This window comes from Corynebacterium sp. CCUG 71335 (assembly GCF_024454075.1).
Classification (GTDB): domain Bacteria; phylum Actinomycetota; class Actinomycetes; order Mycobacteriales; family Mycobacteriaceae; genus Corynebacterium; species Corynebacterium genitalium.
Genome location: NZ_JAGPYY010000005.1, coordinates 76,927 through 98,610 on the forward strand (window position 1 = coordinate 76,927; position 21,684 = coordinate 98,610).

Genomic DNA, 21,684 nt, shown 5'->3' on the forward strand with positions numbered 1-21,684 from the left:
GGCAGCCATGGCAGGGTCCAACGACACCGTCGTGCATCTCGTGCGCCACGGTGAGGTGCACAACCCGAAAAAGCTCCTCTACGGCCGCCTGCCTGGTTTCCACTTGAGCTCGCGCGGGCAGTCGATGGCTGCGCGCACGGCCGTCAGCTTCAAAGGCCACGACGTCACCTACCTTGCCGCCTCGCCGCTCGAGCGGGCGCAGGAGACCGCCGCACCGATCTCTGATGTCCTCGGAATGGGGATCCACACCGACGACGACCTGATCGAATCCGACAACGTCTTCGAGGGCTTGCGCACAAAAGGGCTGCGCTCCCAGCTGGTGCACCCTGTCCGCTGGCGCCACATGACCAACCCGTTTGAGCCGAGCTGGGGTGAGCCGTACGACGAGATTTTGGAGCGGATGGAACGGGCCGTCGATAAGGCGCGCGGGCATGCGCAGGGCCATGAGGCGGTGCTCGTGTCGCACCAGCTGCCGATCGTCATGATTCAGCGCTCCATCCAGGGCAAACGGCTGCCGCACAACCCCACGAAGCGCCAGTGCGAGCTGGCCAGCGTGACATCGCTCATGTTCGACGGCGACCGGCTCGTCTCCTGGTCTTACGACGAACCCGCGAGGGGGATCTAGGTGCGCCGTTTCGCCGCAGTCGTCCTCGCTGCCGCCGTCGCGCTCACCGCATGCGCAGACACGGGTTCCGGCGATACGTTCGCGTTCCACTCGCCAGGCGGCCAGGTCGAAATACTTTACGACGAAGCCGACCGCGCCCCCTTGCCCACCTTCTCCGGCGAATCCCTCATGGAGCCGGGCGAGCAGATCTCTCTGGACGACTTCAAAGGGCAGATCGTCGTGCTGAACGCCTGGGGCCAATGGTGCGCGCCGTGCCGCGCGGAAGTCGACGACCTACAGGAAGTCCAAGACGCCCTGACCGAATCTGGCCAGGGCACCGTCCTGGGCATCAACGTGCGCGACCACCAGCCGGAGATCGCCCGCGACTTCGTCACAGATAACGGCGTGACGTACCCGTCCATTTATGACCCGCCGTTCCGCACCGCCGCGGCGCTCGGCGGAATCCCGACGTCAGTGATCCCCACCACCGTGATCCTGGACAAGCAGCACCGCCCGGCCGCCGTGTTCCTCCGGGAGGTCACAGCTGACGACATTCTGGAGGTCACCGACCGGCTCGCCACGGAAGGGGCCAGCTAGATGAGGGAGACCTTCGCTGACCTCGCCGCGTCCGGCCCGCTGCTGCTGGGTATGCTCGCGGCGGCGGTGGCTGGTCTGGTGTCGTTCGCGTCGCCGTGCGTGATCCCGCTCGTGCCGGGCTACTTGTCGTACCTGACGGGCATTGTCGGCGGCGAGCTGGACTTCCGCGACGGCCAAGTGGCGGTGGGCAAGCGTCGCAAGTGGGCTGTCGTCGGCGCCGCGGGCCTGTTCATCCTCGGTTTCACGGTCGTGTTCTTGCTGGCCACGGTGACTGTGTTCGGGGCGATCAGCCTGATCGCACTGAACGCGGACACGCTCATGCGCATCGGCGGGGTGGTCACGATCGCGATGGGCCTCGTCTTCATGGGTGCCGTGCCGGCCCTGCAGCGCGACACCCGCATGCAGCCGAAACAGTGGGCGACGTGGCTGGGTGCGCCGCTGCTTGGCGGGGTGTTCGCGCTCGGCTGGACGCCGTGCTTGGGGCCGACGCTCGCAGCCGTGATCTCGGTGTCCGTCGGCACGGAGGGGTTCACAGCGGTGCGGGGCATTCTCCTCGTCGTCGCGTACTGCCTTGGTTTGGGCGTCCCGTTCTTGCTCGTGGCGCTCGGTTCGGCGCAGGCGGTGGAGGCGGTCGGTTTCCTGCGCCGCCACTCGCGTACCATCCAGATCATTGGCGGGGCCGCGATGGTGCTGGTGGGCATCCTGCTGCTCACCGGCGCGTGGAACGTTTTCATCAGCTGGACCCGCCAGTTCGTCGACGGCTTCGACACCACACTCATATGACTTTTCTGAAACGTATTTGGCACTGGCTCACGAGTATGCGCACCGCACTGGTGTTGCTGTTCCTGCTTGCGCTCGTCGCGGTGCCGGGCGCGCTTCTGCCGCAGCGCGAAGTCAGCCAGTCGCAGGTCGACGAGTACATTGCGGCTAACCCGACGATGGGTCGCATCTACGACCGCCTTTCGCTTTTCGACGTTTTCTCCTCCCCAATCTTCGCCGCCCTGTTGACCCTGCTGATCATTTCGTTGATCGGGTGCATCATTCCGCGGTCGGTTGATCATTACCGGGCGTACAAGGCGAAGCCGACGCGTGCGCCGAAGTTTCTGCACCGGATGCCGTTGCACCGCGAAGCGGATGTGGACGCGCCGCCCGAGGAGGTGGAGGCCCGTGCGCGTGAAGCGCTCGGCCGGTGGCGCGTGGCGGTGTATACGCCGGAGGAGGACCGCGCGGGGGCGCAGTCGTTGTCGGCGGAGCGGGGTTATGCCCGTGAGCTGGCGAACTTGATTTTCCACGTCGCCATCGTCGCTGTGATCGCGGTGTTCGCGTTGGGGCGCATGGTGTTTTATGAGGGCCAGGTCATTGTGGTGACCAATTCGGAGTCCGAGTTCGCGGTGCCAGTCAAGCAGTCGCGCGAGTTCTGCAATACTTCGCCTGCGAACTTTGATACTTTCCGCGCCGGCCCGCTTTTCGACGGCACCGGCCTCACCCCCTTCTGCTTCATCTCCCACAATTTCACCGCTGACTACTTGCCCAACGGTCAGGCGGAGTCGTTCGCGTCGGACGTCTCCTACGTGGAAGGCGAGGGAATCACAGCCGGCGGCGACGGTGATTGGGAGGACTACACCCTGCGTGTGAACCACCCGTTGCGCATCGGCGGCGACCGCGTCTACCTGCAGGGCCACGGTTTTGCCCCGCAGATCACGGTGACGTGGCCGAACGGGGAAACCCGCACCCAGATGATTCAGTACCGCCCGTCGGACTTGACGTTCTTCCTGTCCAACGGTGTGATGCGGTTCGACCCGCCCGCCGGGATGTACCCGGACCTTTCCGACCGCCGCGACAACCAGCTCGCCATCGAGGGCGTCTTCGCCCCGACTGCCGAGTGGACGGGCCCGAACGGCGACATGCTCCAGTCCGCTTTCCCGGCGATGAATGACCCGGCGGTCTCCCTCGACGTATACGTCGGCGATGCTGGCCTGGACACCGGCCGGCCGCAGAACCTCTTCTCCCTCGACCAGGACCTCATTGCCAACGGTCAGTTGCAGCGCGTCGAGCGCATCCAGCTCGCCGCCGGCGAGGAGCAGAAGATCACGGCGAACGGCCAAGAGCTCACCGTGCGTCTCGACGGCGCCGCCGAGTACGCCAACTACCAAATCTCCCGCGACCCCACGCAGGTGTGGGCGCTGGTCGCCACATCGCTGCTGCTGGCCAGCCTGATCGGTTCGTTGACCATCAAGCGCCGCCGCATCTGGGTGCGTCTCACCCCGAACGCGGACGGCACCACCCACGTTGACATGGCCGGCCTGGCACGCACCGACCGCGCCGGCTGGGGTAACGAGTTCTATGACGTGGTGGATGAGGTGACGGCGCAAAGGGGCGCGGATAAGCAAGCGGACGACGCGCTCGACGACGGTGAAGAGTGGCACTGACCACCCCCGATGACCTTTGAGGAAAACCCCGTGTGGAGTAGGGTTGATCTATGCTGCCCGTCAACACCACACTCGCCGATATTTCGGACCTGACCCTGCGCACCGCCTTCGCGGTGTACATCGTTTCCCTGGTTCTCGCGTGCATCCACTACATGCGCGCGCAGACTGTGATTGACATGCGCCGCGACAAACTCGCCCAGGTCGAGGAAACGGCGAACGAGTTGGTCGCAGTCGGCGACGGCGGCTCTACCACGGTCACGCCGCGCTCCTCCGAGCTTGACGACGCACCCTTCGACCAGACCGCCTTCGACACCGCTCGCGACCGCGCGCGTTCGATGGCGGGCATGGCGCAGTACCTGACGTGCGTCGGCATCATCTTCCACCTCGTGGCTGTGGTGACGCGCGGGATCGCCGTCAACCGTTTCCCGCTGGGCAACATGTATGAATACGTGCTCACTTTCACCGCGGTGTCCATGGTGGTCGCTGCTGTGATCATCCAGCGCAAGGGCTGGCACACGATGTGGCCGTGGGTGCTCACCCCGATCATCATCCTGCTGTTCCTCGACGCCACGGTGCTCTACGCTGAGGCTGCGCCGCTCGTTCCAGCCCTGCGCAGTTTCTGGTACCCGTTCCACGTTTCCGTGGTGTCCATCGGCGCGTCCATTGGCCTGATCTCCGGCATCTTCTCCATGCTCTACCTGCTGCGCATCCGCCACCCGCGCGGGGAAGAGACGGGTTTCTTCGGCGCGATCGCGAAGCCGCTGCCGAGCGCGAAGAAGCTGGACTCCTACGCCTACCGCACGGCGATCATCACGCTGCCGGTCTTCGGCATCGGCATCATGCTCGGCGCGATCTGGGGTGAGGTCGCATGGGGCCGCTTCTGGGGTTGGGACCCGAAGGAAACCGTCGCATTGATCACCTGGATTCTCTACGCCGCGTACCTCCACGCCCGCGCAACCGCCGGCTGGAAGAGCGTCAAGGCCGCCTGGATCAATGTGGCCGCGTTCGCGACAAGTGTGTTCAACCTGTTCTTCATCAACATGGTGGTTTCGGGGCTCCACTCCTACGCCGGGTTGAACTAGGGTAGATTGTGTTAACAATTTTGTTAGCACTCTACTGACCCCGCGAAGGAGCCCCCCGGTGCCCGCACCCCGCAACAAGCAAGGCAAGCCTGCCAGCGACATTCCGGTCCTGCTCGAGTTAGGTGCGGCGTTGGCGCAGCGCCGTCGTGATGCAGGGCGTCTGCAGCAGGAGGTCGCTACGGCGGCGGGGGTGTCGCGGTCGACGCTGCACACCATTGAGCACGGCGGTGCGGGTGTGCGTTGGGAGAAGGTTGTTGCGGTGGCTCAGGCGTTGGGTCTGTCGCTTGATTGGACGGAGCAGGCGGCTACGTAGGGTCGCTGGGGTCGTCGTCACGCGTTTGGCGTTTTTTGCGGCGTTCCTCTTCTTCGCGGGCTTTGCGCTCCGCCTCCTCGCGTGCGCGCCGCTCTTTGAAGCGGTTCTTCTCGATGTTCCACAGGAACTCCTCGTCATCATCCGGCCCCTTGATCGCGGGCGGCTGCTGTTTTTGGCGCAGCGGGCCGTAGCGGTCATTGCTGCCGGGGCCGAACGCGCGCCACAGCAGCCACAGGGCCAGGATGACCAACACGATTAACAGGAGGCGTCCCATATCTCTAACATAGCTGGTTGTGACACAGCAGCCAGCTCTCGACCCCAACGCACGCAAGCGCGCAAACCGCGCCGCCCTGATCTACGGCGGGTTGCGGCTTGCGCTTTTCGTGGTTCTCACGGTGGTCATCCAGGCGCTGGCGTTGCTTATCGACGCCCCCGTCCCCCTCGTCATGTCCGCCCTCCTGGCGCTTATCGTCGCGTTCCCGTTGTCGATGCTGGTTTTCCCGCGCCAACGTGTCGAGGCCACAGAGGCGATGGCGGCCTGGAACGAGCAGCGTCGGGCCCGCAAGCAGTGGGTGAATGAGGAGCTCGCCGACCGCTAGGAAACGGCGCCGAAGATCAGCGCGATCACGGCCATGGCGGGCAGCGACGCGAAGGTCGTGATGAGCACCGTGTCGCGTGCCACTGTCTCCCCGGCACGGTAGTTGGCGGTGTAGTTGTAGACGTTCTGGGCTGTGGGGAGGGAAGACAGGATGATGGCGGCGTAGAGGGCGTCGCTGTGAAGCCCCATGAGTGCGCCGACACCCCACGCGATGGCCGGCATGACCGCCAGTTTGAGTGCGGATGCCGTGATGGTGGCCGGCTTGTCCGGGCCGGGCTCGAGGACGGAGCTGCCCTTCAGCGAGGCGCCGAAACTCATCAGGATCATGGGGATGGATGCCCCGCCGAGGATCTCCAGCGGCGCCATCACCGGGTCGGGAACCGTCCAGCCGCTGGCAGAGACGATCAGGCCGAGCAGCGGCGCGACCACCACCGGGGCAGTGATGCCGGCTGTGACGGCGCTACCGACGGCTCGTGCGCGGGAGCCGCCTGCGGTCGGGTCGGCGGCCAGGCCCGCGATGACGATGGGGGAGATGATCACCATCTGCATGAGCAGCACCGGCGGGACGTAGGCGGGGTCGCCAATGACGTAGATGGCGATCGGCAGGCCAATGTTGACCGAGTTGAAGTAGCTCGCGCTCGCCGCGCCGGACATGCGCGTGGCCACGTCCGCCCGGAAGAATGCTCGGGAGATGACCCAGAAGATCGCCATGGTGACCACGGTGGCGATGAACACGACCACCACGACAGGGGAGAGGAAGGTGGATGTGTCGGAGGTGGAAACCGTGGTGAACAGCAGTGACGGCGATGCCACCCAGTAGGCGACCCGGTTGAACATGAGCCGCTGGTCGCCGTCGCCGATGACGCCGCGTTGGGCCAGCACGTAGCCCGCCCCGATGACGACGAAGATGATGGCGAAGCCGGTGAGAACGTCGAGCACACTACATCCCTGGCGCGGGCAGGTGGCGGCTGTAGCCGAAGTCGCCGTAGGGAATGGTCTCGCCCAGGTGCCACATCGGGGAGGCGGCGATGAGCGCGCCGGCGGTGATGAGCGCCCAGATGAGCATTGCGCGGCCGTTCGCGCCGAGCACGGGGATGAGCTGGGGGCCCTGCGCGCCGCGCTTGACGACGAGCACCGCCCCGATCGCCCACGGCAACGCCGCCAACGCCAGCAGCGTCGGCGGCCAGGCCGCGCCGAGCAGCAGGGTGATGGCGAAGGGGGTGAGGGTGAGGATGGTGAAGAGGGTGCGGGCGCGGGCGTCGCCAAGCTTGACGGCGAGGGTGATCTTGCCGGCCTCTGTGTCGGAGGGGATGTCGCGGATGTTGTTGGCCAGGTTGATCGCCGCGGAGATGGCACCGACGGCAACGGCGCAGCCGAGGCCGACCCAGGTGACATAGCCGATCTGGGTGTACTGGGTGCCCAGGACGGCGACGAGGCCGAAGAAGACGAAGACGGCGACCTCGCCAAGCCCGCGGTAGCCGTAGGGGTTTTCACCGCCCGTGTAGAACCACGCCGCGAGGATGCACAGCGCACCGACGAGGATTAGCCACGGCGCCGTCCACGCCGCCAGAATCAGCCCGGCGACACCGGCAACGCCGAAGGCGATGAACGCGGCGAGCTTCACCTGCTCCGTCCGTGCGCGGCCCGAGGCGGTCAGGCGGGTGGGGCCGGTGCGGTCGTCGTCAGTGCCGCGGATGCCGTCGGAGTAGTCGTTGGCGTAGTTGACCCCGACGATCAGCCCCATCGACACGATCAGGGCGAGCAGGGCGGCCGGCAGTGACGGGATGAATTCGTACGCCGCGGCACCCGTTCCGACGACGACCGGAGCAACCGCGTTGAACCAGGTGTGCGGGCGCGCCGCGTCCCACCAATCCTTGAAGCTCATGAGCTTCATCATAGGTCGGTGGCGAAGCTCGGCTAAAGTATCGCTTCATGTGGATCGACTACGCCGTCCGCCAGGTGCTGCACACCGCGGGGACACTCGCCCGCCAGCCCGGCCTGAGCTTGGCCACGCATGCGGCGCACTTGTCGTTCCCGCAGGACGGCGACACTGTCATCTCGTTGACCACGTACGGCCGACGCTTATCGACGGCGGTGTACTGCATCTCCTCCCTCCTCACCGGCACCCACCGCCTGCCCGTGTACCTCTGGCTCGACAAGGAGGACTACTACCGCCCCTGGCCGAAGGCGCTGGCCCGGCTGAAGGAGCGTGGCCTGCAGGTGCGGTGTTCTGACGGCCATTACGGCCCGCACACGAAGTACTACGGCGCGTTCCAGGAGTTCCAGGGTACGGGCACGCGGGTGATCACGGTGGATGATGACATGATGTATCCGCGGTGGTTCGTCGATAAGCTGTTGAACTCGGCGGGTGCGAGCCCGGGCTGCATTGTGGCGTACCGCGCGCACACGATCGAGTTGAACGCGGACGGCATGGCCCCGTACAAGGAGTGGAGCGCGACGTACACGACGGAACCGTCCGCGCGGCACTTCGCCACGGGGGTCTCCGGCGTGCTGTATCCAGCGTCGATGGTGGACTATGTCGCCGCGCACGGCACGGAGTTCACGGGCAAGGCCCCGCTCGCCGACGATGTCTGGCTCAACAACCTGGCCCTTCGCTCCGGCCATCTCGTCCGGCAGGTCTACCCGCACCCGCGCGAGTTCTCCATGATCCCGTTCTCGCAGAAGGGCGCGCTGGTGCGCCGCAACCACTGGCGCGGCGGCAACGACGTGCAAATCGCCGACACTTATACCCGCGAAGACGTGGAGCAGCTGCTCGCCGCTGCGCCGGTCGAGTCCTAGCGCGGCGTTGACGGTTAGGCGAACAGTTCGCGCACGGCGGTGCGGTCCGGCTTGCCGGGGCCCGTCGTGGGCAGGGTGCCCACGTGGCGCACATCTTTGGGCACCTGCCAGCGGGGCAGATCGTCGAAAGCCTCCATCAGGTCGGCGACCTCCGCTGAGCCGGCGTAGGCGGCGCAGACGCGGTTGCCCAAGCGCACGTCCGGCACCCCCACCACGCACGCAGCAGTCACGCCGTCGATGCCCAACATGAACGACTCGACCACTTCGGGGTGCAGCTTCAACCCGCCCGTATCGATGATGGTGTCCAGGCGCCCGGTGACGGTCAGGCGGCCGTCGATAAGCTCGCCGGCGTCGGAGGTGGTAAACCAGCCCGGCTCTGCGAACGCTGCATGATCGGGCACGTTGCGGTAGCCGTGGGCGATGGTGGGGCCGCCGAGGTGGATGCGGCCGTCGATAAGCGTGATCTGCGTGCCGGGGAGCGGGCGACCGTCGTAGACGCAGCCGCCGGACGTCTCTGATGACCCGTACGTGGTGACCACGCGGATGCGCAACTTGCCCGCAGCCTCAAGAATTTTCGGGTGAATGGCGCCACCGCCGACGAGCACAGCGCTGTAGAGGCGCAGCGCCTCGATACCCGCGAGCGTGCTCATCGCCTTGTCCAGCTGCATCGGCGTCATCGCGGTGTACATGCGCTCGCCGGTGTCGGCGAGGTCGTGGGTGCGCGCGGCGAATTCGCTGATGTGGAAGCCGCTGGAGAGGTCGACGAACTCTGGCTCCACACCCGCGACCATGCTGCGGACCAGGACCTGCAGCCCCGCGATGTGGTGGGCCGGCATGGCCAGCAGCCACTGGCCGGGCCCGCCGAGCGCCTGGTGCGTCGCATCCGCGCTGGAGATGAGGTTCGCCGCCGCGAGCTGCGCGCCCTTTGGCACACCAGTCGAACCGGACGTGGCCACAACGACCGCGATCTCGTCCGCGATTGACTGGCCCGCGCGCATCGTCGTGCGCAGCTGGTCCGCTCGCCGCGGGTCGTCCTTGGGGACGGGCAGCACCGCGCACTGGCCGCTGATCGCGGCCTCCAGGTCAGGCATGATCGCCAGCGGGTCGGCGAGGTCGACGGGCAGCAGTTCGAGGATGTGGGGCACGCTGGCAAGCTTACGGGGGTCAGTCTCCTCCCACGGGAGGAGGTCGCAGCGTGGGCGGAGCGGATACGCTGAGCAGGATGCGTGTGAAAAACGGTGATCTCGTGGTGGCAGCGCTGGCGGCCGTGCTGGCGATCATGCACACGGGAGTGCTGTTCTCCGATTGGGCAGGCGCTGCCGATTGGGCGCAGGCAGTGTTGTCGTGGGGGTTCGTCGGCGCGCTCGCTGTGTGGCGTTCCCACCCGCGGTGGTCCGCTGGGCTCATGGTGGGGCTCAACGCCGCGTGGTCTGCGCTGTGGATCCTCGCACCGGTCAACATCGGCTACACGCTGTGGGTCGTGCTGGTCCCGCTGGGTGTGTTCACGGCGCGGCGGTGGTGTTCAACACTGTTCAGCCGCGGGGTGTCGGCGGCCGCGTTGGTGTGGTCGTTCGTCTCGCCGTTCATGTGGACGTGGGGGGAGGATTTCATCCTGTATTACCGGACGCCGGTGGACGCGGTGATCTCGTTGGCGCTGCATTGGGCGGCAATAGCTGTGGCGTTCTTGTTCGCGAAGAACCTGGTGGCGGAGCAGGCGGCCAGGGCGAATGAGGCGCGGATGCGCGAGCAGCTGCTTGTCACCGCCCGCGATGAGGAGCGGCGCGAGACGGCACGCGAGATTCACGACGTGCTGGGCCACACCCTCACCCTCATCAAGGTGCAGGCGAACGCGGGGTTGGCCGGCGGAAACGAGCGCGAGGTGCTGCAGACAATCCAGGCGGTGGCCGGCGACGCGCTGGCCGACATCCGTGGGCTCGTGCGGGATTTGCGAGAGGAGAACGCGGGGCTGCAGCCCGCGCCGGGGCTGCGCGATATCCCGGAGCTGGTCGAGCGCTTCCGCGACGCGGGGCTCAACGTGACGCTCGATCTCAGCGAGGTCTCGGTGCCGGCGGTGACGGGGTTGGCAGCGCACCGGATTGTTACGGAGTCGGTCACCAACGCGGCGAAGCACCAGGTGGATCCTGTTGTTCACGTGACGGTGGAGCCGGCCGAGGGCGGTGTGGCGGTCGCGGTCGTCTCCACGGGCCGCCGCGCGCCGCAGCCGGGCGCGGGTGCCGGGATTGAGGGGATGCGTGAGCGTGCGCGCGCCACCGGCGGGACCCTCGACGTCACGTACGACGGGGACACGGTCACAGTCAACGCGCGGCTGGGGGTGTGACATGCGCCTGCTGCTTGCCGACGATCAACCCCTCCTCCTCTCCGCCCTCGCCACCATCCTGAATTCCCAGCCGGACATCGACGTGGTCTGCACTGCCACGAATGGGCAAGAAGCGGTGGACGCGGTGGACAGGGTGCAACAGGCTGGCGCGGGTGGGATCGATATCGCGGTGCTGGACATTCGCATGCCGGTCATGGACGGCATTACCGCGGCGAAGAAAATCATGCCGCTCGGACCGAAAGTGATCATGCTGACCACGTTCAACGACGACGAGCTCGTCCAAGCCGCCATCACCGCCGGCGTGCACGGCTTTCTGCTCAAGGATGCTGACCCGGACGTGCTTGCCGATGCCGTTCGCGCCGTCGACAGGGGTGAATCCGTGTTGGCGAGTGGGGTGACGGGGGCGGTGCTGGAGTGGGTGCGTGGGGGCGTCGATAAGCGGAATGCGTTGAGCGACTACGAGCGGCAGGCGCTGTCCATGCTCACCGCGCGCGAGGTGGAAGTGCTCGCCGAGATCGCCGCCGGGGCGACGAACGCGGAGATCTCGCAGCGGCTGTTCATCGCGCCGACGACCGTGAAAACGCACGTCAAAAACCTGCTGGTCAAGCTGGGTGCGCGGGACCGCGTCGCGCTCGTGCTGTTGGCGCACCGCGCCGGAATTTCCTCCTGAGGGAGGATCACACGCGCCGGGCCGCGCGCCACAATGACCGCATGACTCACCTCGGATGTAGCGATGTTTCCGTGTCGTTCGGCGCACAGCGCGTCCTGGACGGCGTGACCCTGACCACCCAGCCCGGGCGCGTGCACGCGCTGCTCGGACCCAACGGTGCCGGAAAATCCACCCTCATGTCTGTCATGCTCGGACTGATCGCACCCGACGCCGGCGCGGTCACACTCATGGGGCAGCCGTTCGACCGGACGCTGCTGCGCAACGTCGGCGCGTCGATCAATGACCCTGCCTTCTACGGTCACTTGAGCGCGCGAAACAACCTCCGCGTGCACACGACGCTGCTCGGTCTGCCGGACTCGGAAGCGGACCGGGTGCTCGAGCTTGTCGGTCTTGCGGGGGCGGGGAAGAAGCGTGCGTCGGCGTTCTCCACCGGCATGAAAGGCCGCCTCGCGCTTGCCCAGGCGCTGCTCGGCGAACCGCCGGTGCTCGTGCTTGACGAGCCGCAAAACGGCCTCGACCCCGAAGGCATCGCCCACCTACGCACCTACCTGCGCGACTACGCGCGTTCCGGGCGGACAGTGCTGGTCAGCTCCCACCAGCTCGGCGAAGTCCTCCACCTTGCCGACGACGCCACCGTCATCGCCGGAGGCACCGTTCGCTTCGCTGGCGAACTGCGCGAGCTGGGCCCGAACCTGGAGGAGTCCTTCTTCCACCTGACCCGCGGAGTCGCGCAATGACAACGGCGAGGTACTTTCGCGCCGAGGCGATCCGGTCGCGCGGGACGGTCCTGTGGTGGCTCGCCCTGTCGGGCCTGCTGCTCGGGGGCGTGCTGACGCTGTTCGGGTTTGCCGGCGCTGTTCAGGACGCAACAGACCTGTTGAGCTGGCAGGCGTTATTGGTCACGGGGATGGCCGCACCGCTGGCCGCATTGTTTGCCGGCACAGCGGAGAACCGCGAGCGCGACGCTCGCAATGGCGGCACCGCGTGGCGGCCTGTCTCACCTCTGGCGACCCGCGCCGCGCGCCTGGCGTTCGTGTGGGCTGCCCTCGGCGTGTTCTTCCTGCTGGACTTCGGTGTCACGGCTGCGGTCGCTTCTCTGCTCGGTCTTGACCGGGCGGGTGTGGTGCTGCTCGTCGGGTTCTTCGTGTGGATCGGTGCGCTCGGCCCGGCGGGGCTGGCAGCGGGGTTGACGCGGCGCGTCGGCCTGCTGCCCACGCTCGTTGTAGCGGTGGTGTGGCAGATCGGGCTCGGCTACTTCGTCGAGCGCGACTGGTGGTGGCTCAATCCGGGCGCGTGGCCGCTACGCCTTGTCTTGCCGACGATGGGGCTGCAGTTCAACGCGCTTCCTCTCGAACCGGACTCGCCGATGCACGGCGAGGCACCGTGGGCGGCGCTCGCTCTGTGCCTACTGCTCGCGGCGGTGGGGGCTGTGTGCGCAGTTCTCATTCCTGTCCGCCGCGCACGGCCCCGGAAGAAGACGGTGCACGCAGTCAGCACTCCGATCGAGGCTGCGGGACCTGCCGTCGCGCGCCCGGCGAAGCCCGGCTCGGCTCTCATCGGCGTTCACCGGGCGGCGGCGACGCCAGCCGTCTACGCATGCCTCGCGCTCACGGGGCTGGTGATGCTTGCCGCGGTGCGCTACTCCCCGGATGTCCGCCAGGGAGTGTTCACGTTCCTCATCCTCCCGGTCGGCACGGGCGTGCTGCCTGCGCTGGTCTGGCCGCGGCTGCATCCTGCGTGGGCGCTCATGCAGATCGAGCATCCGCGCGTGCGAAGCGCGCTGTGCACCTGGTGCGTGGCGGTCGTCGCGCTGGTTGCGCTTCTTGCGGTGCTCACCGGCACGCCAGCTGCCGGCGGTGTGCTCGCGCTTCTCGTCGGCACGGCGATGGTGCTGTTCGCCCTGTTCGTCACGGCCCGGTTCGGGGTGGCGTGGACGCTCGCACTGACGATCGTGTGGACCATCTTCGGTGTCACCATCGGCGGGGACGTGCTTGCCGAGACGCCACTGTGGATCCTTGCCCCGCAGGCATGGCCGTACACCGCGACGACGCCGGTGCGGTATGCCGCCGCGGCGGTTCTCGGCGTAGCGCTCGCGGCGGGCAGCTGGGTCGCGGCCCGGTGGCAGCTCACCGGCAACCGCTCGGCGCGGCGCTAGTAGTAGAAGGGGAAGTCTTCCCAGTTCGGTGGGCGCTTTTGTAGGAAGGAGTCGCGGCCTTCCACGGCTTCGTCGGTCATGTAGGCCAGGCGGGTGGCTTCGCCGGCGAAGACCTGTTGGCCCATGAGGCCGTCGTCAAGCAAATTGAATGCGAACTTGAGCATCCGCTGTGCTTGGGGCGACTTGCCGTTGATTTCGCGGGCGACCTGGATGGCGTCGTCTTCGAGCGAACCGTGTGGCGACACGATGTTGACTGCGCCCATGCGGTGCATGTCCTCAGCGGAGTACTCCCTGCCGAGGAAGAAGATCTCGCGCGCGAATTTCTGCCCGACCTGTTTTGCCAGGTAGGCGGAGCCGTATCCGCCGTCGAAGGAGCCCACGTCGGCATCGGTCTGTTTGAAGCGGGCTTCCTCGCGCGAGGCGATGGTCATGTCGCACACAACGTGCAGCGAGTGCCCGCCGCCGGCTGCCCAGCCGCCCACCACCGCGATGACCACTTTCGGCATCGTGCGGATGAGGCGCTGGACCTCGAGAATGTGCAACCGCCCGCCCTCGGCCTTGACGCGCGCGGTGTCCACCTGGTTGTCGTCGTCGCCGTACTGGTAGCCGCTGCGGCCGCGGATGCGCTGGTCGCCGCCGGAGCAGAACGCCCAACCGCCGTCCTTCGGCGACGGCCCGTTACCGGTGAGCAACACCACTCCTACGGAAGGGTCGCGGCGCGCGTGGTCGAGTGCGCGGTACAGCTCGTCGACAGTGTGCGGACGGAACGCATTGCGTACCTCGGGGCGGTTGAACGCGATGCGGACGATGCCGTTTTCGCGGCCTTCGCCCACGTGGCGGTGGTAGGTGATGTCGGTGAACTCCCCGACGCTGCGCCACTGCGACGGGTCGAAGGGCTGTTCTGTGGTGTAGGTCATGGCGCCATCGTAGAGCTTGGAGTTAGTTTTAGGCGGTTCGCTGTCTTCCAAATCACCACGACGGTGGCGGCGCCGCTGCAAAGCCTGCTCGAGGACTTCGTGCTGGGCCCGTGTTCCGATTGGGCGCGCGCCGGGCTTGCTGCGGTCGGTCTCAATTACCCGTTCGTGGAGGGCTTGCTTGTCGACGGCATCATTAACGGCGTCGGCATGGTGCTCACCTTCGTGCCGTTGATGGCGTTGATGTTCCTTTGCTTGGCGGTGTTGGAGGACTCCGGCTACATGGCTCGGGCCGCGGTCGTCGCGGACCGACTCATGCGGGCGATCGGGTTGCCGGGCAAGGCGTTCATCCCGCTTATCGTGGGTTTTGGCTGCAACGTGCCGGCGATCTCGGCCACGCGCGTTTTGGCCACCCCGGAACAGCGCAGGTTGACCGCGCTACTGGTGCCGTTCACGTCCTGCTCTGCGCGCTTGACGGTGTACGTGATGCTGGCGCAGACGTTCTTCCCGGACAACGCCGGATTGGTCGTCTTCGCCATGTACGTCATCTCGATCGCGCTGGTGGTGGCCTCCGGGCTGTTGTTGCGCACGACGTTGTGGCGCACGATGGGCTCCGACCCGCTGGTCATTGACCTGCCCGTCTACCAGTGTCCGACAGCGCGCTTGAGCTTCTCGGTGATGTGGAGCCGCCTGAAAGGCTTCCTGCAGACCGCGGGCGGGATCATCGTGGCCACGGTCGTGGTGATCTGGTTCCTCCTGTCTACCCCCGCTGCGCCGGGGCACAGCTGGGGTGATGAGGACTTGGCGCCCCAAGATTCCCTCTACGGCGTTGTCGCCGATTCCATGGCGCCGGTGTTCGAGCCCGCCGGTTTCGACTCGTGGTCGCTCACCGGCCCGCTGGTCACCGGCTTCCTGGCCAAAGAGGCTCTCATCGCCACGTGGGCCCAGACCTACGACCTCGAGGACGTTACCGACGCGGCCCCAGAGGAGCAGGGCGCATCCCCGCTCGCCCAGGCCGTGCGCGCGGACTTCGAAGAGACCTCCGGGGGCAACACCCTGGCCGCCGTGTGGGCCTACATGATCTTCCTGCTCGCCTACACCCCGTGCGTGGCCACGTTGGCCGCGCAACGTCGCGAGATCGGATGGAAGTGGACCGCGATCGGCCTCGTCGGCCAGTTAGCACTCGCCTGGCTGCTCGCCGTGGCCACCTTCCAGGGCCTGAGCTTGGTGCTCTAGAGAGGGACAACGATGGGATTCTTCACAAGAAACAACCGGCCGCAAGCAGCGCCTGCACCCGCAGCACCCGAGAGCGACCTGCGCCCGATGGAAGCAGTTGTCACTGCAATCCGCGGGGGAGCGCGGTCCCGCGCTGAGATCCGCACCATGACCGGCCTGAGCCCCAGCACTGTCGACGCAGTGGTGCACCACTTGCAACGCGTCGGCCGGCTCACGCTGGAGGAGATCGGGTCGTCGTGCGCGGGCGGCGCGTGCTCGTCCTGTGTGGCGGCGGCCCCGAACGGTGGTTGCGCATCGGCGAACCGCACTGACCGTCCGAGCGGACCCGTTGCGCTCGTGCTGACCAAACGGCCCGCGGATCCCGGGTACAGTTAGCCATGAATATGGGCCATAGCAGGAAGGTGCTGCCATGACTGAGAACGGTCAGGATGAGCGGTATCAGTTGGGGTTCGTTGACTACGAAGTCCCCGACAGTTTCTTCGAACCACTGCCGGAAGACGAAATCGGTGCTTGGGAATAGTTTTCTGCCGGATCCTGACGACATTCTCGACCGCGCCCACGTTGTCTCGCTGCCGATGGCGGTGCGGTTCCGCGGCATCACCACGCGCGAAGCCCTGCTTATCGACGGCCCCGCAGGCTGGGGCGAGTTCTCCCCCTTCCTCGAGTACAGCGACGAGGAAGCGGCGGCCTGGCTGCGCGCCGGGCTCGAAGCCGCCTACGAGGGATACCAGGGTTTGGGTGGCCCTAGCGAAGTGGAGGTCAACGGCACCATTCCCGCGGTGACACCCGACGAGGTGCCTGACGTCCTCGCCCGCTTCGAAGGCGTGCGCACGTTCAAAATCAAAGTCGCTGAGCCTGGGCAGGCGCTCGCGGACGATGTCGCGCGTCTTCGAGCCGTCCACGAGCTGCGCCCCGATGCCGTGCTGCGTGTCGACGCCAACGGCGCCTGGACCGTGCAGGAAGCGATCGCCGCCGCGCGGGCTTTCGAAGAGATCCTCCCGCCTGGGGAAGGCGCGTCGGATGGCTCGACCGGAACCGCGCGCGGCGGGTATTTGGAATACATCGAGCAGCCGTGCCGCACCGCGGAGGAGCTCGCAGAAGTCCGCCGCAAAGTGAGCACGCCGATTGCGGCGGATGAGTCGATTCGGAAGGTGGCGGACCCGTACCGCGTGGTCAAGCTGGCGGCAGCGGATACGGCGGTGTGCAAGGTCGCACCACTCGGCGGGGTGCGCAACCTCACGCGGATCGCCCGCGACCTAGACCTGCGGATCACGGTGGCCTCTGCCCTGGACACTGCGGTGGGGATTCACGCCGGGCTCGTTGCCGCGGCGGCGGTGGGCTCGCAGGCGGCGGGGCTGGCCACGCAACGGCTGTTCATTGAGGATGTCGCTGACCCATTCCCCATCGTGGAGGGGCGCATCAGTATCAATCCGACAGAGTTGTTCGCGCCGGATGCGGATAGGGTGGCGGGTTTGCGGGCGTCGTCGATAAGAAAAGACTGGTGGTTTTATCGTCTGAGGCGCTGTATGGCATATGTTTGATTCATGCCAGCAACAGCGATAACTCACGATTCCACTCAGTTCGCGGAAGGCGACATCGCCACCGCGCCGGAACGCAAGGACTGGCGCCGCCAGGTCATCGGCTTGTTTGTCGGGCTTGCGGCGGCAGTGGTCATCTACCTGTTGTTCCCGGACGGCGCCGCTGACACCGTAGCCCGGTCCGCCGGTGCTGACGCTGAGAAAGAGTACTCCGCGCAGGCAATGCGCATCGTGGCTGCAGTCGCGGTGTGGATGGCGGTGTGGTGGATGACGGAGGCGATCCCGCTCGCCGCCACTGCGCTGATTCCGTTGGCCATCTTCCCGATCATGGGCGTCGCCGAGTTCAAGGAAGTCAGCGCCCCGTACGCGTCCGACACGATCTTCCTGTTCATGGGCGGATTCATGATTGCGCTGGGTCTGCAACGGTGGAACTTGCACCGCCGGCTTGCGCTGTGGGTGGTCAAGCTCATCGGTACGTCCCCGAAGCGCATCATCCTGGGCTTCATGGTGGCCACCGGCTTCCTGTCGATGTGGGTGTCCAACACCGCCACGGCCGTGGTCATGCTGCCGATCGGTGTTTCCGTGCTCACTCTCACCGCGGAGCAGCTGGGCAGCATGGACAAGCAGAAGAACTTCGCCACGGCGCTGATGCTGGGCATTGCGTACTCGGCGTCGACAGGCTCGCTGGGCACGCTGATCGGTACGCCGCCGAACCTGCTGCTGGCCGGCTACATGAAGGAATCGCACGGTATCGAGATCGGTTTTGGCAAGTGGATGATGTTCGGTGTGCCCATTGCGGTGCTGTTCACGCTGCTTGCGTGGGTCATCCTGATCAATGTGTTCAAGCCCGAGATCGACGAGATCCCCGGGGGCAAAGAGCTTATCGACGACGAATTGAAGAAGATCGGCCGCTGGACCCCCGGCCAAATCCTCGCCGGTGTGATCTTCGTGTCTGCAGCGCTGGCCTGGGTGTTCATCCCGCTGGGGATGGAGACCTTCGGCTGGGACTTCCCCTACACCGATGCGAGCGTGGGCATGATCGCCGGGTTGTTGCTGTTCACCATCCCGGGCAAACTCAACGGCATCCGCCTGCTGGATTGGGAGACCGCCAAGGACATCCCCTGGGATGTGCTGCTGCTGTTCGGCGGCGGTCTGTCGCTGTCGGCGATGTTCACCAAGACGGGCCTGTCGTTGTGGGTCGGTGAAGTGGCGAAGATTCTTGCAGGTCTGCCGGTCATCCTGCTCATCGCCGCAGTGGCTGTGCTCATCCTGCTGCTGACGGAGCTGACCTCCAACACGGCGACGGCCGCGACGTTCTTGCCGATCATGGGCGGTGTCGCCACCGGCATCGGCCTGACATCGGGCGGGGACATGAACGTCATGCTGCTGACCATCCCGGTCGCCCTGTCCGCCACATGCGCGTTCATGCTTCCGGTGGCCACCCCGCCGAACGCGATTGCCTACAGTTCCGGCTACGTCACCATGGGGCAGATGATCAAGGGCGGTATCTGGCTCAACGTCATCGCCGTGGTGATCATCACCCTGGCTACCTACTTCCTGGCGGTGCCTGTCTTCGGCCTGGTGCTGTAGGCCGCCGCTTCACCGCGGTAGGTCTCAGATCGCCGGGGGACTACGATGTGGCCCATGGATGATCAGACCCGCCGCGACGGCTCGAATAATGAGACCGAGTTCCTCGGCGCCGACGACCGCACTGCACAGTTCCAGCCCCGCGAGAAGGGGCCACGGCAGTACATGCCGGATGAGACGACCTACCAGGCTGCGTACCCGGAGACGCAGTACGGCGGCCACACCCAGTACGGCGGGCAGGACAGCTACGACGGATACGGCGGCTATGAAGGTTACGAGGGCTACGGCGATCCCGAACCTTACGAGCAGCCGTACCGCCCGCCGCGCGACCGCCAGGCCTACAGCGATCCCGAGCCCTACGAGCAGCCGCAGCGCGGCGGCAGGGCCGGCGGCGTCGCCATGGGCATCACCGCGTTGCTGTTGGCCCTGGCAGCCCTTGTCTTGTTCTTCTTGTGGCGCGGGGCGGAGGGCCGTGCGAACCAGCCGCCGCCGGCACCGGTGACCCTCACGGAGACAGAGACAGTGACGACGACCCCGGAGGGTCTGCTCGACGGCCTGTTCGGCCGCAACTCCGACGGTGATCCCCAGGTGACCATCCCGTCTGACCTGCCGGATGACCTTCCCTCCGAGGTTCCGACTGAGATTCCGCCTGAGCTGCAAGACGAGGCGGAAGGCGTCGTTAGCGAGATCCAGGGCTTCCTCGACGATCTGTTTGGGTCGGGGCAGTAATGGCGGATTCTGCAGTAGAGGCAATCGCCGTCGCGAATTACGTCGCGGAAGAGGTCGCCGGGCATGTCACGGATGTCGTGTTGTGCCCGGGTTCGCGCAACTCGCCGTTGGCGTACGCGTTTCTGGCGCGCAGGGACGTCACTGTCCATTCGCGTATCGACGAACGCGCCGCCTCCTTCCTCGCCCTCGGCCTCGCGCGTGTGCAACGCAGGCCGGTGGCGGTGGTGATGACCTCGGGAACTGCGGTGGCGAACTGCTACCCGGCCGTCATCGAGGCGCACATGTCGCACACCCCGCTGCTCGTGGTCAGTGCGGACCGGCCGGAGCGGCTGGTGGGCACCGGCGCATCGCAGACGATCTGGCAGCAGGGCATCTTCGGCCGCTACGCCGCGACACAGCAGGTCGCCGCGGTGGGTGACCCGATCGAGCTAGACGCGGACGCGGGCGGCAGCAGCGCCGCGCATATCAATGTCGCGTTGGATACCCCGCTCGTGCCGGAGGCGCTGGCGGAACCGGTGGGGACGCCGCGCCGGGTTGTCGGCCCTGGGCGGCTGCAGGGCGGGGCAGGTTTTGTCGACCACGGCGCGGTCGATGTCGACCTGACTTTGAACACACTGGTCATTGCCGGTGACGAGGCCTGGGAGGTCCCCGGACTTGAGCACATACCCACGATTGCCGAACCGACCGCCCCGACCCCATTCCACCAGGTGCACCCCTTGGCGGCGCGGTTTTTCACTCAGGATGAGGTGGCGGTGAGCCACGACGGCGGGGACTTCGCCGCGTCGACAAAGCCGGACCAGGTCATTGTGGTCGGCCACCCAACGCTGCACCGCGATGTGCTGGCGCTCATGGCGGACAACACCATTGAGGTCATCGGGCTGTCGCGCACGGAGGCGTTCACGGGCAACCCTGCCCGCCGCGGCAGCAGAGTGAACGTCACCGGACAACCGACCGATCAGTGGCTCAAGATTTGCGAGGCTGCTGGCGACGTCGGCGCCCAGACAGTCCGCGACGCTCTCGAGGACAAGCAATACGGTTTCACCGGCCTGCATGCCGCCGCAGCGGTGGGCGACACGTTAGCGGTGGGGGACACGTTGGTGCTCGGGTCGTCGAACCCGGTGCGCGACGCCAGCTTGGTCGGCCTGCCTTTCGACGGCGTGTCCACCTACGCCGCCCGGGGTGCTGCCGGCATCGACGGCACAGTGTCCCAGGCAGTCGGCATTGCTCTGGCCACGCAGGCACTGCACCCGGATGAGCTGCGCGCCCCGCGCACGGTCGCACTCGTCGGCGACGTGACCTTCCTGCACGACATCGGCGGGTTGCTCATCGGCAGCCACGACCTGCCGCAGCCGCGTCCGAGCAACCTCACCATCGTTGTGGCCAACGACAACGGCGGCGGGATCTTCGAGGCTCTCGAACCCGGTGCTGAACCGTTGCGCGAGAACTTCGAGATGGCGTTCGGCACGCCTCACGACGTTGACATCGCCGCCCTCGCAGACGCATACGGTGTCGCGTACCGCCGGGCCGAGACGACGCAGGAATTGGTGGAGTGCCTGGTCGATGGCGTCGATAAGCACGAGCCCGTGACTGTGATTGAGGCCGTGACCACGCGCGCGACCAGGCGCGATTTGGCGGAGCAGCTGAAGAAGTGATTCAGCGCCGCCTGCACCAGCTGATCATCGCGCTATACCTGTGCGCGATGCTCGGCAGCGTGGCCATGGTCGCAGGGCCCGTGATGAACGATGCCACCATTTCCCGCGACCCCGGCCGCGGCATTGCCACCGTCACCAGCGTGACGTGGTTGCGCACCTCCGTCGAGTACCTGGACGAAACCGGGCGCGTGCACTTCCCGCCCCACGGTCTGCTCTACCCCTCGGGGCTGGGGGAGGGGCAGCAAGTGTGGGTGACGTACGCGAAGTCGGACCCGGACATTGTGAAGGTGGAAGGCCGCTCGTGGCCCCTTGCGATCATTCCGGCGCTATCGGTGGCGCTCATGTCCACGCTCATCGCGGCGGCGGGATGGCTGGCCGTGTCGCGGGCGGGACGGCGTGAAAATTCACCTGCCGTTACCGAGAAAGACGCGAACAGTTAGCAG

The 21,684-nt window shown here is 66.5% G+C and carries 23 protein-coding genes and 1 pseudogene; 19 read left to right on the plus strand and 5 right to left on the minus strand.

Annotation, left to right across the window (positions count from 1 at the left end; genetic code table 11):
* Positions 1 to 7: 7 nt before the first annotated feature.
* The 6 genes from KBX19_RS05220 to KBX19_RS05245 are packed head-to-tail and all read left to right on the plus strand — an operon-like array spanning position 8 to position 5,025.
* Positions 8 to 625 (plus strand): histidine phosphatase family protein, encoded by a 618-nt coding sequence (locus KBX19_RS05220; protein ID WP_255997795.1) that lies wholly within the window; start codon positions 8 to 10, stop codon positions 623 to 625.
* Positions 626 to 1,201: a TlpA disulfide reductase family protein gene (locus KBX19_RS05225; protein ID WP_255997797.1), complete on the plus strand. Its 576-nt coding sequence runs from the start codon at positions 626 to 628 to the stop codon at positions 1,199 to 1,201.
* Positions 1,202 to 1,984, plus strand: coding sequence for a cytochrome c biogenesis CcdA family protein (locus tag KBX19_RS05230; RefSeq protein ID WP_255997798.1), 783 nt, complete (start codon positions 1,202 to 1,204; stop codon positions 1,982 to 1,984). It abuts the gene before it with no gap.
* Positions 1,981 to 3,630 carry a cytochrome c biogenesis protein ResB gene (locus KBX19_RS05235; protein WP_255997799.1) on the plus strand — a complete coding sequence of 550 codons (1,650 nt, stop codon included), beginning with the start codon at positions 1,981 to 1,983 and terminating at the stop codon, positions 3,628 to 3,630. The genes KBX19_RS05230 and KBX19_RS05235 overlap by 4 nt, the downstream gene beginning before the upstream one ends.
* A 53-nt stretch (positions 3,631 to 3,683) precedes the next feature.
* Positions 3,684 to 4,712 carry a c-type cytochrome biogenesis protein CcsB gene (gene ccsB / locus KBX19_RS05240; protein ID WP_255997862.1) on the plus strand — a complete coding sequence of 343 codons (1,029 nt, stop codon included), beginning with the start codon at positions 3,684 to 3,686 and terminating at the stop codon, positions 4,710 to 4,712.
* Positions 4,713 to 4,770: 58 nt separating this feature from the next.
* Complete coding sequence (locus KBX19_RS05245; protein ID WP_005286901.1) at positions 4,771 to 5,025, plus strand: helix-turn-helix domain-containing protein; 255 nt, start codon at positions 4,771 to 4,773, stop codon at positions 5,023 to 5,025.
* On the opposite strand, the gene KBX19_RS05250 is transcribed toward KBX19_RS05245, so the two are convergent.
* Complete coding sequence (locus KBX19_RS05250) at positions 5,018 to 5,299, minus strand: hypothetical protein (protein WP_005286898.1); 282 nt, start codon at positions 5,297 to 5,299, stop codon at positions 5,018 to 5,020. The genes KBX19_RS05245 and KBX19_RS05250 overlap by 8 nt on opposite strands.
* 19 nt (positions 5,300 to 5,318) lie before the next feature.
* On the opposite strand from KBX19_RS05250, the gene KBX19_RS05255 reads away from it, so the two are divergent.
* Positions 5,319 to 5,624 (plus strand): DUF4229 domain-containing protein, encoded by a 306-nt coding sequence (locus tag KBX19_RS05255; protein ID WP_005286895.1) that lies wholly within the window; start codon positions 5,319 to 5,321, stop codon positions 5,622 to 5,624.
* On the opposite strand, the gene KBX19_RS05260 is transcribed toward KBX19_RS05255, so the two are convergent.
* Together KBX19_RS05260 and KBX19_RS05265 are read right to left on the minus strand one after the other, a co-directional pair.
* Positions 5,621 to 6,562, minus strand: coding sequence for an AEC family transporter (locus KBX19_RS05260; RefSeq protein WP_255997801.1), 942 nt, complete (start codon positions 6,560 to 6,562; stop codon positions 5,621 to 5,623). The two genes, KBX19_RS05255 and KBX19_RS05260, sit on opposite strands and share 4 nt — an antisense overlap.
* A 1-nt stretch (position 6,563) precedes the next feature.
* Positions 6,564 to 7,508 (minus strand): 1,4-dihydroxy-2-naphthoate polyprenyltransferase, encoded by a 945-nt coding sequence (locus KBX19_RS05265; protein WP_370687000.1) that lies wholly within the window; start codon positions 7,506 to 7,508, stop codon positions 6,564 to 6,566.
* Positions 7,509 to 7,555: 47 nt separating this feature from the next.
* On the opposite strand from KBX19_RS05265, the gene KBX19_RS05270 reads away from it, so the two are divergent.
* Positions 7,556 to 8,422, plus strand: coding sequence for a glycosyltransferase (locus KBX19_RS05270; RefSeq protein ID WP_255997802.1), 867 nt, complete (start codon positions 7,556 to 7,558; stop codon positions 8,420 to 8,422).
* 14 nt (positions 8,423 to 8,436) lie between these two features.
* Here KBX19_RS05270 and menE read toward each other — a convergent pair whose 3' ends face one another.
* Positions 8,437 to 9,513 carry an o-succinylbenzoate--CoA ligase gene (gene menE / locus KBX19_RS05275; RefSeq protein WP_305083743.1) on the minus strand — a complete coding sequence of 359 codons (1,077 nt, stop codon included), beginning with the start codon at positions 9,511 to 9,513 and terminating at the stop codon, positions 8,437 to 8,439.
* A gap of 131 nt (positions 9,514 to 9,644) precedes the next feature.
* Here menE and KBX19_RS05280 point away from each other — a divergent pair, with 131 nt between their 5' ends.
* From KBX19_RS05280 to KBX19_RS05295, 4 genes are read left to right on the plus strand one after another with little or no spacing between them, the layout of a single operon-like run.
* A complete protein-coding gene (locus tag KBX19_RS05280; protein WP_255997804.1) occupies positions 9,645 to 10,760 on the plus strand; it encodes a sensor histidine kinase in 1,116 nt (371 codons plus the stop codon).
* A gap of 1 nt (position 10,761) precedes the next feature.
* Entirely contained in the window at positions 10,762 to 11,430 is a 669-nt protein-coding gene (locus tag KBX19_RS05285; protein ID WP_005286874.1) for a response regulator transcription factor, read from the plus strand.
* 41 nt (positions 11,431 to 11,471) lie between these two features.
* Positions 11,472 to 12,167 carry an ATP-binding cassette domain-containing protein gene (locus KBX19_RS05290; RefSeq protein ID WP_255997805.1) on the plus strand — a complete coding sequence of 232 codons (696 nt, stop codon included), beginning with the start codon at positions 11,472 to 11,474 and terminating at the stop codon, positions 12,165 to 12,167.
* Positions 12,164 to 13,585 (plus strand): hypothetical protein, encoded by a 1,422-nt coding sequence (locus KBX19_RS05295; protein WP_255997806.1) that lies wholly within the window; start codon positions 12,164 to 12,166, stop codon positions 13,583 to 13,585. The genes KBX19_RS05290 and KBX19_RS05295 overlap by 4 nt, the downstream gene beginning before the upstream one ends.
* Here KBX19_RS05295 and KBX19_RS05300 read toward each other — a convergent pair.
* On the minus strand, positions 13,582 to 14,502 hold the full coding sequence (locus KBX19_RS05300; protein ID WP_005286867.1) for a 1,4-dihydroxy-2-naphthoyl-CoA synthase: 921 nt from the start codon (positions 14,500 to 14,502) through the stop codon (positions 13,582 to 13,584). The two genes, KBX19_RS05295 and KBX19_RS05300, sit on opposite strands and share 4 nt — an antisense overlap.
* A gap of 39 nt (positions 14,503 to 14,541) precedes the next feature.
* On the opposite strand from KBX19_RS05300, the pseudogene KBX19_RS05305 reads away from it, so the two are divergent.
* From KBX19_RS05305 to KBX19_RS05335, 7 genes and pseudogenes are all read left to right on the plus strand, one after another.
* Positions 14,542 to 15,735: pseudogene (locus KBX19_RS05305) on the plus strand (nucleoside recognition domain-containing protein); the annotation flags it as partial.
* Positions 15,736 to 15,747: 12 nt separating this feature from the next.
* Positions 15,748 to 16,110, plus strand: a complete 363-nt coding sequence (locus tag KBX19_RS05310) for a hypothetical protein (protein WP_050748766.1) — start codon at positions 15,748 to 15,750, stop codon at positions 16,108 to 16,110.
* A 131-nt stretch (positions 16,111 to 16,241) separates the two neighbouring features.
* On the plus strand, positions 16,242 to 17,276 hold the full coding sequence (locus tag KBX19_RS05315; protein ID WP_005286857.1) for an o-succinylbenzoate synthase: 1,035 nt from the start codon (positions 16,242 to 16,244) through the stop codon (positions 17,274 to 17,276).
* Between the two features lie 3 nt (positions 17,277 to 17,279).
* Positions 17,280 to 18,863 (plus strand): DASS family sodium-coupled anion symporter, encoded by a 1,584-nt coding sequence (locus KBX19_RS05320; RefSeq protein ID WP_005286854.1) that lies wholly within the window; start codon positions 17,280 to 17,282, stop codon positions 18,861 to 18,863.
* Between the two features lie 54 nt (positions 18,864 to 18,917).
* On the plus strand, positions 18,918 to 19,589 hold the full coding sequence (locus tag KBX19_RS05325) for a hypothetical protein (protein ID WP_040423427.1): 672 nt from the start codon (positions 18,918 to 18,920) through the stop codon (positions 19,587 to 19,589).
* Entirely contained in the window at positions 19,589 to 21,241 is a 1,653-nt protein-coding gene (gene menD, locus KBX19_RS05330; RefSeq protein ID WP_005286848.1) for a 2-succinyl-5-enolpyruvyl-6-hydroxy-3-cyclohexene-1-carboxylic-acid synthase, read from the plus strand. The genes KBX19_RS05325 and menD overlap by 1 nt, the downstream gene beginning before the upstream one ends.
* Positions 21,238 to 21,681 (plus strand): DUF3592 domain-containing protein, encoded by a 444-nt coding sequence (locus KBX19_RS05335; protein ID WP_005286845.1) that lies wholly within the window; start codon positions 21,238 to 21,240, stop codon positions 21,679 to 21,681. The genes menD and KBX19_RS05335 overlap by 4 nt, the downstream gene beginning before the upstream one ends.
* Positions 21,682 to 21,684 lie beyond the last annotated feature (3 nt).